This is a genomic window from Streptomyces showdoensis, from assembly GCF_039535475.1.
Classification (GTDB): Bacteria; Actinomycetota; Actinomycetes; order Streptomycetales; family Streptomycetaceae; genus Streptomyces; species Streptomyces showdoensis.
Map to the genome: position 1 here is coordinate 116610 of NZ_BAAAXG010000004.1, position 14492 is coordinate 131101.

The 14492-nt window shown below is 73.5% G+C and carries 11 protein-coding genes and 1 pseudogene; 6 read left to right on the forward strand and 6 right to left on the reverse strand.

From position 1 onward, the window contains the following. Nucleotides 1-35: 35 nt before the first annotated feature. Nucleotides 36-3435: pseudogene (locus ABD981_RS02550) on the reverse strand (S8 family peptidase). A 420-nt stretch (nt 3436-3855) separates the two neighbouring features. Then, the gene (locus ABD981_RS02555; RefSeq protein ID WP_046908133.1) at nt 3856-4326 is read right to left on the reverse strand and encodes an Lrp/AsnC family transcriptional regulator; all 471 of its coding nucleotides are present in this window, start codon (nt 4324-4326) and stop codon (nt 3856-3858) included. A gap of 146 nt (nt 4327-4472) precedes the next feature. On the opposite strand from ABD981_RS02555, the gene ABD981_RS02560 reads away from it, so the two are divergent. Together ABD981_RS02560 and ABD981_RS02565 are read left to right on the forward strand one after the other, a co-directional pair. After that, on the forward strand, nt 4473-5450 hold the full coding sequence (locus tag ABD981_RS02560; protein ID WP_240495245.1) for a DMT family transporter: 978 nt from the start codon (nt 4473-4475) through the stop codon (nt 5448-5450). After that, on the forward strand, nt 5443-6618 hold the full coding sequence (locus ABD981_RS02565) for an amino acid aminotransferase (protein ID WP_046908132.1): 1176 nt from the start codon (nt 5443-5445) through the stop codon (nt 6616-6618). The genes ABD981_RS02560 and ABD981_RS02565 overlap by 8 nt, the downstream gene beginning before the upstream one ends. Nucleotides 6619-6681: 63 nt before the next feature. On the opposite strand, the gene ABD981_RS02570 is transcribed toward ABD981_RS02565, so the two are convergent. Continuing rightward, nucleotides 6682-7533: an alpha/beta fold hydrolase gene (locus ABD981_RS02570; protein WP_046908131.1), complete on the reverse strand. Its 852-nt coding sequence runs from the start codon at nt 7531-7533 to the stop codon at nt 6682-6684. A gap of 287 nt (nt 7534-7820) precedes the next feature. Further along, the gene (locus tag ABD981_RS02575) at nt 7821-9350 is read right to left on the reverse strand and encodes a carboxylesterase/lipase family protein (protein WP_046908130.1); all 1530 of its coding nucleotides are present in this window, start codon (nt 9348-9350) and stop codon (nt 7821-7823) included. A gap of 419 nt (nt 9351-9769) precedes the next feature. Between ABD981_RS02575 and ABD981_RS02580 the strand changes: the two genes are divergently transcribed. From ABD981_RS02580 to ABD981_RS02590, 3 genes are all read left to right on the forward strand, one after another. Further along, nucleotides 9770-11002, forward strand: a complete 1233-nt coding sequence (locus tag ABD981_RS02580; RefSeq protein WP_131723869.1) for a hypothetical protein — start codon at nt 9770-9772, stop codon at nt 11000-11002. 207 nt (nt 11003-11209) lie between these two features. Next, nucleotides 11210-12118 (forward strand): hypothetical protein, encoded by a 909-nt coding sequence (locus ABD981_RS02585; RefSeq protein ID WP_046908128.1) that lies wholly within the window; start codon nt 11210-11212, stop codon nt 12116-12118. Between the two features lie 351 nt (nt 12119-12469). After that, nucleotides 12470-12712 (forward strand): hypothetical protein, encoded by a 243-nt coding sequence (locus tag ABD981_RS02590; protein ID WP_046908127.1) that lies wholly within the window; start codon nt 12470-12472, stop codon nt 12710-12712. 51 nt (nt 12713-12763) lie between these two features. Here the strand turns inward: ABD981_RS02590 and ABD981_RS02595 are convergent, their stop codons facing one another. Both ABD981_RS02595 and ABD981_RS02600 read right to left on the reverse strand, forming a co-directional pair. Further along, nucleotides 12764-13381, reverse strand: a complete 618-nt coding sequence (locus ABD981_RS02595; protein ID WP_240495244.1) for a hypothetical protein — start codon at nt 13379-13381, stop codon at nt 12764-12766. A gap of 76 nt (nt 13382-13457) precedes the next feature. Then, nucleotides 13458-14054, reverse strand: coding sequence for a TetR/AcrR family transcriptional regulator (locus ABD981_RS02600; protein WP_046908126.1), 597 nt, complete (start codon nt 14052-14054; stop codon nt 13458-13460). Nucleotides 14055-14141: 87 nt separating this feature from the next. Between ABD981_RS02600 and ABD981_RS02605 the strand changes: the two genes are divergently transcribed. Continuing rightward, complete coding sequence (locus ABD981_RS02605) at nt 14142-14492, forward strand: hypothetical protein (protein WP_046908125.1); 351 nt, start codon at nt 14142-14144, stop codon at nt 14490-14492.

Consider the following 14492-nt stretch of genomic DNA (forward strand, 5'->3'; position numbering starts at 1 on the left):
GACGGGTCAACGGGCGATCCGTCGGCGCGGGAACGTCACTTGCCGAGCCACGCGTTGTGGATCGTCAGCGTCGACGTGTTGCCCTGCTTGTCCGTGACCTCGGCGGAGAGCGCGATGCCACGGTCCTTCGCCGGGCTCTTCACCGAGATCCGCCCGTCCCGGACGGGAACGACCTGCCAGGTCTTCCCGTCGTCGTAACTCACCTTCACCGTGAGCGACGTGAGGTTCTTCCCGGACGCCGAGCCCTGCACGGTCACCGGCACGACGACCGGCGCGAGCTGCGGGGCGCGCGAGGCCAGGTCGACGGGAGCCGCGAAGCGGACCGTGGACACCGGCAGTGCCGTGGTCGCCGTGACCTGCCGCGAACGGAAGGTGAAGCCGGCCTCGACCCGGGTCGAGGCCGCGGCGAGGCCCGCGGGACGCTCCACGGAGGTCGTCAGCCGGTACTCGGCGTCGGCGCCGTCGACGGTGAAGGGCTGCGAGCCGGTCAGCGGGTCGGCGTTCTCGGCGACCTTGACGCCGTTGCGGTAGAGCGTGGACGTGGCCGTGCCGTACGGGCTGCGCCCCACGTGGCCCTTGCCGTCGGCGAACAGGGGGACGGAGCCGACGAGCTGCTGCTCACCGGTGACCGGGTCGGGAGCGGTGCGGAAGACGCCCCGGCGCTCGCCCAGGAGCGGGCCGAAGACGCCGGTGTTGAAGTCCTCCCGGTACGTCCGGCCGGACTCGTAGCGCTTCGGCAGGGCCATCTCCAGGCTGCCCTCGTAGGCCGGGTAGCCCCACTCGTCCGGCGCGCCCGCCTGTTCGAACTTGGTGAGCCACTGGACGCCGTCGGCGGTGGAGACGTAGAAGGTGCGCGTCCCCGGCGCCGGCTGCAGCGCGGAGAAGCCGTTGCCCTCGGGCGCGCCCGGCAGGTGCGCGAACGGGGAGACGAGGGCCGACTTCCCGGGGGCGGAGGCGCCGAGACCGACCTTCAGGGTGGCCAGTTCGTTCGCCTTCACGTGCTTGGTGTAGCCGGTCGCGAGTGTGTTCACGGGGCCGCCGTAGGCCACCGAGTACTGGCTGGTGGCGTCCTTGAGGAAGTGCGCGTCCCAGGTCTGCAGCAGCGAGCCGTCGGTGACGGCCGGGCCCAGGTGGGTGGTCCGGAAGCCGGCGTAGCCGCGCAGGACCCAGCCGTTGCCGACCCCGGCCGATCTCGGTGGCCCGCTCGTAGTACGCGCCGAAGTAGTCGGCCCGGTCGATGCCGGGCACCGTCACCTCCACCGGCTTGGTGGTGCGCGCGTCGGCGACGACCGTCATGTCACCGGTCACCTCCAGCTTCGGCTGGGAGATCCAGTCCGTCCCCTTGGTGTAGTCCGAGGGGTCCTGGTAGACGGCCGTGTCGAAGGTGTACGAGCCCTTCGGCACCCGGATCGTGTGGCTGCCCGGCTGGTCGATGCGGATCTGGAAGCCCGCGGCCGGTCCGCCGACGCCGAGCAGGGTGCTGGCGAAGTTCCGGGCGTCGGCACCGTCGCGGTCGACGGCCCGGAGCGTCACGTCGTACGACTCGGCCTCCCGCACGGCCACCGCGGCAGTCCGGACGGACTGGCCCGCGGCGGTGGCGGTGACGTAGCCCGAGTAGGTGCCGTCGGCGTCGCCGATCCTGGTGTCGGCGACGAGGTCGACCTCGGCCCGGCCGCCGGCCGGCACGGTCACCCGCGAGGCGCCGAGCGCGAAGAACCCGGCCGGGGCCGGCTTGCCCGCCGGGTCCAGGGTGGCCACCGACAGGTCGAGGGTGACGTCCGTGGTCCCGAGGTTGCGGTAGGCGAGCTTCCTGGAGACCGGGACGTCGTCGGCGTGCGGCCACAGCGCCGTGCCGTAGTTCAGCGAGACCGGCTCGGCGATGACGCTCTGGCCCAGCGCCTTGTCGACCTGGACGCGACCCGTGCCCTGCTGGAAGGCGGTGTAGGCGCCGCCCTTGGTGGACGCGGTCAGCGCGCCCTTGAGCTCGGCCGCCTTCCAGTCCGGGTGCCGCTGCTTCAGGATCGCCGCCGCGCCCGCGACGTGCGGGGTCGCCATGGAGGTGCCGTCGATCTGCAGGTAGCCGGGTGCGGGGTGCGGGGTGCCGGGGCGGGTGTCGATGGCGCTGCCGGCGGCGGCCGCCGCCGTGATGGCGACGCCGGGCGCGGTCAGGTCCGGCTTGACGGCGCCGTCGCCGACGCGCGGGCCGGTGCTGGAGAACGGCGCGAGCCGGTCGTCCTTGTCGACGGCGCCGACGGTCAGCGCGGCGTCCGCGCTGCCGGGCGAGCCCACCGAGGAGGCGCCGCTCTCGCCCTCGTTGCCCGCCGCGATCGCGAACAGGATGCCCTTCTCGGCGGTCAGCCGGTTGACCGTCGCCTCCAGGGGGTCGATCCCGGGGCTGTCGGTGCTGCCGAGGCTGAGGTTGACCACGTCCGCGCCCTCGGCCGCGGCCCACTCCATGCCCGCGATGACGGCGGAGTCGTCCCCGAAGCCCTCGTCGTCGAGGACCTTGCCGCTGATGACCTTGGCGCCGGGCGCGACCCCCTTATAGAGGCCGCCGGACTTGGCACCGGTGCCCGCGGCGATCGACGCGACGTGCGTGCCGTGGCCGACGCGGTCCACGGTGTCGGGGGAGGAGGAGAAGTTCTTCTCGCCGACGACCTGGGTCTTCAGGTCCTCGTGGGTCTTGTCGACGCCGGTGTCGAGCACGGCGATCTTCACGCCCGTGCCGTCGTAGCCGGACTCCCACGCCTTGTCGGCGCCGATCTGCCGGACGCTGCGGTCCAGGCTCGCCCCGCGCACTCCGTCCAGCCACACCTTGCCGATGCCGGACGCCGTGGCGCGCAGCCCGCTCCGCTGCCGGTCGGTCAGCGCGTCCCACACCCCGGACAGGTCGTCCTGGGAGGCGCGGACGGCCTCGGCGTTGAGCGTCGGGAACGCGCGCGCCGACGGGGTGGCCCCGGCGGCACGGACCTCGGCCCGCGCGGCGGTGGCGCCCCCTTCGTACTGCACGATCATCTTGAGCCCGGCGCGGTGGCTCTTGCGCAGCCGCGGGTCGGTCAGCACGTCGAGGTCGAAGAGGCGCTGGTCGAGCTTGCCGGCGGTGATCAGCCGCTCGGCGTCGCCGGGCACCACGAGGGTGTGGCCCTGGGTGCGCTGCACCCGCACGGGTATGTGCTCACGGCCCGGGGCGGACTCGAAGCCCACCATCCGGCCCTTGGCGTCCACCACCACGCGGTCGCCGGTGACGAGCGGGATCCGCTGCTTGCCGGCGGTGCGTGCGGTGTCCGGTGCGGCCGTCGTGTGCGCGGTGATCGCCGTCGCGGGGCCGGTCATTCCTGCTGCCAGGGCCACCGATGTGGCCGCTGCGATGGTGAAGGCGCGTGCTCGCTTCACTTGTGGGCGCAAGTCTCCCCCAGGAGCTTGGGATGGGGTCATCGGTCGAATCCGGCCGGCGGGGCGTGACGCCGCCCGCCGCCGGTCAGCGCAGTATGCGGAGGCGGGAAGGGAGTGATCAACGGCGGTGTGGGCGCCGGAGGTTGATCCTGATGACTTCAAGCCAACTTGCCGTCGCGGAGTTCGATGGGACGACGATGGCCGTGTGACCGCTGTGTGACGGCCGCGCGATGGTTGCGCGACAGCGGGCCGCGAGGGGACGGGCGATCCCGGCGGGGGCGGGCCTCGCGCGCTTCCGGCGGACCGTCAGGCGCGGAGGCGGAGCGCGCGGCTCCAATTGGCCGTAACCGCATGGCGGGGGAGCCGTCCCCCGAATCCCGTGCATGGACGCGCGCCGGGGGAGGGGCCCCGGGTGCGGAGGGGGGTGCGGAGGGGGCGGGGTGCGCCCCCGGCCCCGGAGGGTCAGCGGGAGGGGAGCTCCGGGCGCGGGTAGACCCTGGACTGCTTGACGCTGCCGAAGGCGAAGCTGGACTCGATCGACGCGATCCCCGGGATGGCGTGGATCCGGGTGCGGACCAGGGCTTCGTACGCCTCCAGGCTCTCGATGACGACCCGGAGCAGGTAGTCGCTGCTGCCGGCCATCAGGTAGCAGTCCTGGATGTGGTCGATGAGCCCGACGTGCTCCTCGAAGACGTTCACCGCCTCCGCGGTGTGGCGCTCCAGCCGGATCCGGACGAAGACCGTGATCGGCAGACCGAACGCGACCTGGTCCACCGTGGCCGTGTAGCCGCTGATCAGACCCGCGTCCTCCAGGCGCCGCACCCGGCGCAGGCAGGGGGAGGGGGAGAGCCTGATCCGGTCGGCGAGGTCCTGGTTCGACAGCCGTCCGTCGGCCTGCAACTCGTGGATGATCTGGAAGTCCACGGCGTCCATCGTCACTCCTTGGCAGATTCTGCCCCCAGGCTATGTCTGGAGGGCAGAACTAGCAATCATCTGCCCGGCCTGAAGCTCTACGGTTGCTCATCGGGGGAAACCGCTTGTGGATTCCGCCTGAACGGCTCCGAGCGGGAGGATCTTTGGTGGCGGCGACACGAACGACGGAGAAGCGGCCGGTGGGGCCGCCGCCGGTCCGCGAAGACACCTGCCGGACCCTCCTGGGGCTCTCCCCGCGGGCCGTCGGCATGGCCGCCCTGCTGCTCACCGTCACGATCTGGGCCGCGTTCGCCCTCAGTGCCCGCGCCCTCAGCAGCTCCACGCTGCTGCCCGCCGACGCCGCCCTGCTCCGCTTCGGCGTGCCGCTCGTGGTCCTGGCGCCCGCCCTGTGGCGGCGCCGGCGCCGGCTGGCCGCGGTGCGTCCCGGCCCGGCGGCGAAGATCATCTGCGGCGCCGGGGTCCCGTTCTTCCTCGCCGCGATGTACGGCGGCTCCCTCACCTCGGCCGCCTTCGTCGGAGCGATCGTGCCCGGCATGGTCCCGCTGTTCGTCTCCGCCCTCGTGGTCGCCGGCGGCAAGAGCGTCCCGCGCGGCACGCAGGCGGCCGGTCTCGTCCTCATCGTGACGGGCGTCGTGGCCCTGGTCTGGCGCCACCTGGCGGCGTTCGACGGGGACGTCCTGCTCGGCACCGGAACGCTGCTGGTCGCCAGCGGCCTGTGGGCGCTCTACACCGTCGGGCTCCGGGAGGTGGACCTCGACCCCATCGGATCCATCGGCCTCCTCTGCCTGCCCTCCCTCGCCGTGATCGCCCTGCTCACCGCGACCGGCGTCCTGCCCTCCGGGCTCGCCCACGCCGCCGGGTCCGACATCGCGCTCTTCCTCGTCGTCCAGGGCCTGGGCGTCGGACTGTGCGCGGGCCTCCTGTACGCCTTCGCCATCCGCCGGCTCGGCCCCGAACGCAGCTCCGTCGTCGGGAGCCTGAGCCCCGCCGTCGTCGTCCTGCTCGCGACGGTCCTCCTCGACGAGTCGCCGACCCTGCCCGTCGTGATCGGCGTCCCCCTCATCACCCTCGGCGTCGTGCTCGCCAACCGCCGCCCCGGAACCGAGGTCTCCCCCGATGCTTGAGCTCCTCCCCGCCCCGCCCGTCGACCCGCTGTGGGACCTGACCGCCGAGTACGCGGAGGACCCGCGCCCCGAGCGGCTCAACCTGGTCCTGGGCGTCTACCGCGACCACACCGGCAGCACCCCCGTCATGACGGCGGTCAAGGAAGCCGAGATACGCCTGGCCGAACGCTCCGGCTCCAAGGAGTACCTCGGCCTCTCCGGCAACGCGGCGTTCAACGACGCCATGCTCACCACGGTCCTCGGCGACGAGGCCCGCACCGGCCGGGCGACCGCCGTCCAGACCGTCGCGGGCACCGGCGCCCTGCGCCTCCTCGCCGACCTCGTACGGCAGACCCGCCCCGGCACCACCGTGTGGATCAGCGACCCCGCGTACGTCAACCACCGCCCCATCCTGGAAGGCGCCGGCCTCACCGTCCGCACGTACCGCTGGACCGACCCCGCCGGCCTGCTCGCCGACCTGCGGGAGGCGGGCCGCGGCGACGTCGTCCTGCTGCAGGGCTGCTGCCACAACCCCACCGGGGTGACTCCGACGGCCGAGGCGTGGGAGCAACTGGCCGGCCTCGCCGGGACGCACGGCTGGGTCCCCTTCGTCGACCTGGCCTACCACGGCCTCGGCGACGGCCTCGACGCCGACCTGGCCCCCACCCGCATGCTGGCCGCACGCCTCCCCGAGGTGCTGATCGCCGTCAGCTGCTCCAAGAACTTCGGCCTCTACAGCGACCGCACGGGCTGCGCGATCGTCCTGGGCTCCTCGGCGCGGACGCTCCGGCACGTCGAGACCACCCTGCAGAACGCCGCCCGCACCCTCTATTCCATGCCGCCCGACCACGGCGCCGCCGTCGTCGCCACGATCCTGGCGGACGAGCGGCTCCGGACCGTCTGGCGCACGGAACTGGACACGATGCGCCGCCGCATCGCGTCCCACCGCACCGACCTCGTCGCGCACCTGAGCGCCCTCGGCCACGACCGGGAGGCGAGCGCCCTGGCCCGGCAGAAGGGCATGTTCTCGATGCTCCCGCTGACCCCGGAGCAGATGGCCCGGATGCGCCGCCACTCCGGCATCTACGGCACCACCGCGGGCCGCATCAACATCGCGGGAGTCCCCGCCCACCGCATCCCCTTCCTGGCCCAGGGCATCGCCGACGCGCTGGAATCCGGGCGGAGGTGAACGGGGGGCCGGTGCGGGGGTGACACCGGGCGGGCCCTCCGGTTCACCCGGACCGTCGGCCGGTCAGGGACCGTCCGGCCGGGGCCGGGATCGGAGGAAAACCCCCAGCCGTGCGTTCAGTTCCTCCGGGGCCGTGAGCGGAAGCGAGTGGTGGGTGGCTCCGGGAAGCACGGCCACCTCGGCCAGGGGGAGCGCCCGGCGGGCCCGGTCGGCGACCCCGGCGGCGCGGTGGGCGCGGCTGCGCTCCGCCAGGAGGACCAGGACCGGCATGCGCAGACCGTCCGCGCGCGGGCGGCCCCCGACGACGAGCTTGCGGCCGGGGACCGAGCCGGCCCGCGCGTAGAGCCGCTGCCACGTCTCGTCCGGCTCGGTGCCCGCCGTCTCCCAGGCCAGGAAGGCCCGGGAGCGCGCCTCGTCCGGGCGGACCAGGGCGGGCAGAGCGCGCAGCAGGTACGAGGGGCGGAACCCGGCGAAGACCTGGGTGGGGTCGACGAGGGCGAGGCGGTCGACCCGCCGCGGGGCGTGCAGCGCGTACCGCGCGGCCATCCAGGCGCCGTACGAGTGGCCGCACAGGTCCGTCCGGGCGAGCCCGAGCCCGTCGAGCAGCGCGTCCAGCCAGGCCATCAGGTCGTCGGCGCCCTTCAGCGGCAGGCCCCGGCGCTCGGTGCGGCCGGCGTCGCCCAGCAGGTCTACGGCGTACACCCGATGCCGTTCGCCGAGCGCCGCCGCGTTGGCGAACCAGACCAGACCGGTGGCGGATCCGCCGGGCAGGAGCACCAGGGGACTGCCGTCCGCCGCTCCGTGGACGTGGACCCGGGTGGGCCCGTACGGCGTGGCGACGTCGCGTTCCTCGGTCGACGCGGGCCAGCGGGAGCGGAGTTCGTCATAGGCGCGATCGAAGGAGGAGTGGGACACGGCCGTTCCTCTCGCTGAGCCATCATCTCGGTGAACAGGATTATCTGCCGTCGGCGAGCCGGCGGAGGACACCTGGACGAGCGGCACACGGCGGGGGAACCGGTGCCCCTGCTGCGCGCGTTCACCGTGGAGTCCGACCTCCTCGTCGCCGAGTCCGCCGCACGCGACGGGCTGCACCCCACTGACGTGCGCGCTGATCCGCCTGCCGGACGCGGCACGGGACGGCACCCGGGCCCGCCCGGGCCGACGGGTCTCGGCGCGGACGGTGCCCCGGGCCCGGCGGTGCGTCAGGGGCGCAGCAGGGGGAAGGAGACCGGCGCCCAGCGGGCGCGGGCGGCGGCGGACCGGGCCCCGGGGACACCGTGGTCCGCGCCCTCCCCGGCCCTGTCGTCGGTGGTCCACGTCATGACCTCGCCCGCGCCCCGGCCGGCGGCGGGCCGGCCGGGGTCGCCGGTGCGGGCGAAGTCGGCCCAGGCGCGCACCATGCGAGCGGACAGGTCGTGGTCCTCGGCGGACGGGACGCCGCCGATGAGGAAGGCGACGGCCTCGTCATGGAGGGTGCCGAAGGCGAAGGGGACGTCCGCGCAGTGCCAGGCCCGTACGGTTCCGCCGGGGCCGCCGCGCCGCCGGTCGAAGCGGCTGAGGCGGGCCCGGCCGCCGCCCCGGGCGTGCTGCTCGGCGAGCCGGTGGGCGTACTCGCCGAAGAGCAGGTCGCCGAAGACCGCCAGGTAGACGTCGAGGACCGGGGCGTCGGGCGCGTCGGCGCGGTAGCCGTCGACCAGGGCGTCGGGCAGGCCGAAGTCCGCGGCGAACGCGGCGAGTCGTTCCTCGGTGGTGACCTTCGCGCTGCTGCCGACGGCGTCGAGGAGCCAGTACTCCTCGGTCGTGTGGCAGACCAGCAGGTCGACGTCCCGGCTCCGCCCCTCGGACAGTCCGGTGAGCGGATCGACGGGCAGGACGTCGCCGTCGAGCACGGGGGCGTAGAGCGACGGATCGTAGTGGCGGGACCCGGAGGCGGGATCGCGGCGGTAGGCCTCGACGACCGCGTCGCCCGCGCGGACGAGCGTCTGCGGATCGGCGGCGGCCAGCCCCTCGGGCGTGGCCGGGCAGCCCGCCGCGGCGGCGATCTCGCGCGTGGTCGCGGCGGCGATGGCCGGCGTGTAGCAGGGGCTGGCCGGGCTGTGCGCGATGGCGCGGTGGAACAGGCCGCGGGCGCGGTCCATCACCATGAGGCAGGCCACGGAGGCGGCTCCCGAGGACTGCCCGGCGACGGTGACGTTGCCCGGATCGCCGCCGAACCCGTCGATGTTGTCGCGGATCCAGCGCAGTGCCGCGACCTGATCGAGCAGACCCCGGTTGTCCGGGTACGCGACTCCGCCCTCCGCGGGGACGTGGCCGAAGCCCTCGAAGCCGAGCCGGTAGTTGAGGGTGACCACGACCAGGCCGGCACGGGCGAGCGCGGTGCCGTCGAAGTCGGGCTGGGCGGAGGAGCCGAAGGTGTACGCGCCGCCGTGGATCCACACGAGTACGGGCAGGCGCCGCCCGCCGCCCGGGGCGGGCGTCCAGACGTTGAGGCTGAGGACGTCCTCGTCGCCCGGCGACCAGGCGGGTGCCCCGGGCAGCTCCGCCGACTGCGGAGCGATCACGCCGAACCGGGTGCAGTCCCGCACCCCGGTCCACGCGGCGGCCGGACGGGGCTCCTTGAACCGGTCGGCGCCGAACGGCGGTGCGGCGTACGGGATCCCGAGCGCGGCGACGACCCCGTCGGCGGCCCGGAAGCCACGCACCCGGCCGTTGCCCGTCTCGAAGGTCTCCACGTGGACCGCCTCTCATCCGACTCGCTCGACGCCGTGCGCCCGGAAGGGGGCGCCGTCCCAGCGTGACCCGACCAGGCCCGCCGGCGCCAACACCAAGATCACGACGATTGACGCACACGCGATGTCAATCAACGCGATCCGCGTGAATCGCGCGACCCGTGCGACCTGCGCGATTCACGCGACGCGCGCGACCGTGCGATCCGTGCGACCTGCGCGATTCACGCGACGCGCGCGACCGTGCGATCCATGCGATCCGTGCGATCCGTGCGATCCGCGTGTCGTCGCCCCGACCGAGGGGCGGACGCCCCGCTGCCCTCGACGGCCCCCGGGTCTGCCCTCCCGTCCCTTCCCGCCAGGCCGCGCACCCGCCGAAGCTCGGAGGGGGGCGGACGGACGGACCATTCCGAGGCGGGAGAGACATGCACGCACGACGGGAGACGGAGACGGACGGGGCGAGCTCCGTCGCACGGCCGCGGACCCGGGCGCAACGGCCCGAGGAGCGGCCCCCGCAGGTCCTGGCGTTACAGCGGACGGCGGGAAACGCCGCCGTGGTCCAGATGATGCGGAACAGGAACACCGGCGGGCACGGCATCGCCGGCCTGGTGGCGAACACCGGCGCAGCGGAACGCGAGGCACAGCTCAGCGCCACGTACGGCATCCGCATCGGCCCCCCGGCCGACCGGCCCAACGATCACTTCAGCCACTCCATGCTCAACAGGATCGACGGGGTCCTGGGCAGCCTGCCGCCCGCGGACGTCAGGGACAACCCGGAGTTGGTGGCCATCCAGCCGGCCGGAGCGGATACGACGAGCGCGGCCAGCCTGTACGACGGGGGCGACCGGAGCATCACCATGGTCAGCCCCTTCGGAATGCCGTCCTGGCTCTACACCGAACTGAACCGGGGCGTGCCGTGGCAGCGTTCCCTGATGGACAAGGGGGCCATGGCGGACTACGAGGGCATCAGCGACACGGAGGACCAGGCCCTCGGCATCGCCGGGGAGAGGCGCCAGGTCATGGGAGGCGTCTCGGACGTCCTCGCCAACGGCAACCTGGTCAAGTGGACGCTGCGCCACGAGATCGGCCACTCGGTCGACCAGCTGACGGGCTGGGAGGTGAACCTGAAGCACGAACCCCGCTTCGGCGGCTGGGAAGCCTATGACGACGCCCGTCCCGTGGCCGTGGCGATCCTCACCGAAGCGGGCCTCGGAGACCGGCTGGAGACCGAGGACCGCTACCACATGACCCTCGTCGACTCCGTGGCGACGGCACTGGACCCGGAGGTGGCACGGGACAGCCCGCAGCGGCTGACGGAACTCGCCGACAACTTCCCCACCCAGGGACAGGGTTTCAAGGAGCGGCTGGCCCGCGTCGTGCGGTTCGGCCGGCTCGCCCTCGCGCAGCCGTGGACGCTGACGGACGGCGGCGGCGACACCCTCGCGATCGGGCCGCGGACCTACCACGTCGACCACTACGGGCACTGGGTCAGCTACCTGCGCGCCCAGCGGCAGCAGCACGCCGTCTCCAACTACCAGTTCTCCACGCCGGAGGAGTGGTTCGCGGAGGCGTACGCGGCCTACCACGACCCGAAGCCCGGACCGCGGGCCCGGCTCCACCCGGAGGCGCGGGACTGGTTCGCGGAGCGCGGCGCGTAGGCCCCGTACGACCGTCCTGCCCACCGGATGCGGCGCGGCCGGGCGCGGCGCAGGATGGACGTGGGCGTCCGTACGAGCGCGGAACGGGCTCGGAGCGGCGACGGCCCGGGATGCGGCCGGCCGCCCGCGCGGAAGACGACCCCCTCCCAGCTGCGCGGCGAAACGGCGAAACAGGTGTGCCCCGCGCGAGGAGAGAAGGGGAGCATCATGAGGAAGTCCCTGGTGGCCGCCCTGGCCGCGGTCACATCCGCGACGGCCCTCCTGCTGGCCGGCCCGGTGACGCCGCCGGCCTCCGCTTCGTCGTACTGCGACGGGACGACGCCGAGCACGTCGATGCTGTTCTACCGGGCCGACAACGGCCAGGCAGGCACGGGCACGCTCTCCTCCGGACACTGGCGGCAGAAGGCCACGCTCGGGCTCCCGACCGGCTACACGCACGCGGCGGCCAGCCGCGACTCGCTGCTCCTGTACAACGGGAACACCGGGGCCGGCGAGGTCGGCACCTTCACGAACGGGCAGTACACCCGCACGCGGACCTCCACCGACTTCTCCACGGGATGGACCTTCGTCGAGGCCTCCGGCGACTCGGTGATCTTCTACAACGCGAACACCGGCCACGGCGTCACGGGCACCCTGAAGGGCGGGGCGTACCGCCAGGTGCGCGTGTACGAGAACGTCAGCTCGGGCTGGGGCACGATGGCCGCCTCCTGCGACACGCTGCTCGCGGCGGCCCGGCACGGTTCGGTCGAGTTCCCCTGGAGCAACGTCGGCTACGGCACGCTCGAAGGCGGCGTCTACACGGACACGGGCCGCATCGCCCGCGACGACTACCTGGGCCGGCTGACCGCGACCAAGGACTCGGTCCTGGCCACCTCGAAGTCCGGCAGCCGGCTCGAGTACCGGGTGTCCGAGGCGGTCGGCGGCTCGGGCGTCTCCTTCGACAAGATCGGCGCCTCCGGCATCTGGAACACGGTCGGCCGCACCGGCGACAGCCTGTTCTTCTACAAGACCGACGGCACGGCCTGGACCTCGACCCTGGTCGGCGGCACCTACACGAACGTGGGCCCGCTGGCCGCGGTGTCGTCGGGCTGGACGCTGATCGAGGGCGGCGTCTGAAGGAAAGGACCGGGGGCGCCGAGCCCGTGGACCGCCCCGGGCGTGATCGCGTTCGCGACCCTCGGCGTCGGGGCCGACGGCGCCCCAACGCCCCTCCTGCCGAACCGAGTCGACCCGGGCCGCCCACGCAGACCCCCGCGCGGTGCGGGCCCGCGCACCCGCCCCCGGAGAGCGCTGGTCACCGGCCCCGGTGGTCCTTCCCGGCGCGACCTGACGCATTGGCCTAGACCTATTGTGCGGCTCTGCCCGTGACGGTACGTTCATCCCCGGCTGCGCAGCCGGACGTACCGCACCACATCGCATCGTCACGCACTCCGCCGGGGCATCCCGGCGTTTTCAGGAGGCAATGCCATGTACCGCCGCACCGCAGCCGCTCTCGCCACCGCCGTCACCGCCGGAGCCCTCGCGCTCGGCACGGCCGGCACCGCCGCGGCCAACCCCGGCCCCGGCTTCTACCCGCGCAGCCACCACGCCTCGTACGCCGACTGCCAGGCCACCGGCAAGGCCGGCTACCAGATATGGGGCCCGATCTTCTTCTGCGAGCCCCTCAGCTCCACCCGCCCGGACGTCATCGTCCTCTGGGTCCGCTACTGACGGAGGCGGCCGGCCCCGGGAGCCCCCGGGGTCGGCCGTGCGGAAACCGGTTCAGCGCTCGGCGTGATGCCCGGCCTCGACCAGGGCATGGCCGACGCGTTGCGGGAGGTCGCCCCACGGGCGCGGGGCGACCACCGGCACCCCGGCCGCGCGGGCCTGTTCCGCCAGCCACCGTCCGTACAGGACGCTGACCCGCGCCCGATGGCGCTGCTCGCCCTCCTCGGGCTCGCGGGCGAGGTAGTTGGCCACCACCCGCGCCTCGCTGTCCTCGTGGACGACGACACCACGCACCGGGCCCTGCGCGGTCGCCAGTCCCGGGAGGACGTAGTCCCCTTCGAGGATGACCGGGGTGTCGGTGTCCACATGGTTGGCCACCACGGCCTCGACCGCCGGCACGAGGGCCCGCGCGACCTCTATCTGCCGCTCGACCACGGACTCCGGGGCCCAGCCCGCGGCCTCCGGATGCGTACGCCAGTAGTGGACTTCGGGAAGGTGCTCCGGCCGGGTCACGGCGAGAAGCGCCTCCACGACGTCGTCGAGCTCCACGACGGGGACCGCGTAACGCCGCGCGAGGTCACGGGAGACCCGCGTCTTCCCCATCCCCGAGGCGCCCGCGACGAGGAGCACCCGCCAGTCGGGCAGGTTTCGAACGTTCGCATCACTGGCCACGCCGGAACTGTAATCGTCCGCAGCCGGCCCCGCGGAGAGGATGGGTGGGTCACTCCTCCCAGCCACGGGACCCGAACTAGTCGGCAGCCCGTACGGACGCCCAGATGCGGTCCGACAGGACGCGGACCGCCTGGTCCAGGTCGAGTTCCTCCGGGGTGGCGAGCCAGCGGTGGGCCGCGACCGCTACGGGGCCGACGATCAGGACCTCCAGGAGGGGGGCGGGGAGCGGGGCGAGCTCGCCCGAGTCGATCCAGCGCTTCAGGTGGTCGGCGACCCGGGGGAAGTGGTCCGGCTCGACGCCGCGGGCCCGGTCGGCGTCGACGGCCAGGTAGCTGGAGTAGGCGGAGCCGTGCAGGTAGCGGGCCACGGCCGGGTTCTCCTGGATGAAGCGCAGGTACGTCGTCACGAACGCCCGGATCCCGGTACGGGCGGTCCGCGCCCGGCCGACGGCGGTGAGGGCCGCCGTGTACGTCTGCTGGAGGCAGTGACCGTACAGCGCCGCGGCCAGCCCGTCGAAGCTCCCGAAGTGGTGGTACAGGCTGCCGAGGCTGACCCCGCTGGTCTTCGTCACCGCGTTGACGGTGAACCCCGCCTGTCCGGACGTGGCGAACACTTCCAGTGCCGCGGTCAGGAGGCGTTCGACGGTGGCCTCGCCACGGGACTGCTTTGCCATGGAGGGAGTATAGGCAGAGGTGAAGAACTCGAATATTTTTCTAGAAGTAAGTTCTAAAGCTGCGGTCCGCCGGTCCATACTGCGGGCATGAATGACGTGATGATGAAGCTCGTCTCCGCCGCGATCACCGCGGCCCTGGTCGCCCTCGTCGGCTACGCCGGCGTGGCCCGTCGCCGGAGGCAGGTGGCCCGCGCCGAGGCCGCCCGGACCTCGACCGAGGACCCCACCCAGGCGCTGCTGCGGGACGCCGAGGAGGCCGACCGCCAGCGGGACGCGCTGACCGCCCAGGGGCGGCTGGCCGAAGCGCTCCACCCCGCCCGCGACGCAGTCGACCACTGGACCGCCCTCACACAGGCCCGCGTCGGCCGGTTCCAGAACGAACGGCAGACCGCACTGCGCCGTCTGGAAGCGCTGCGCAGCCGCGCCGGTTCGGTCTGA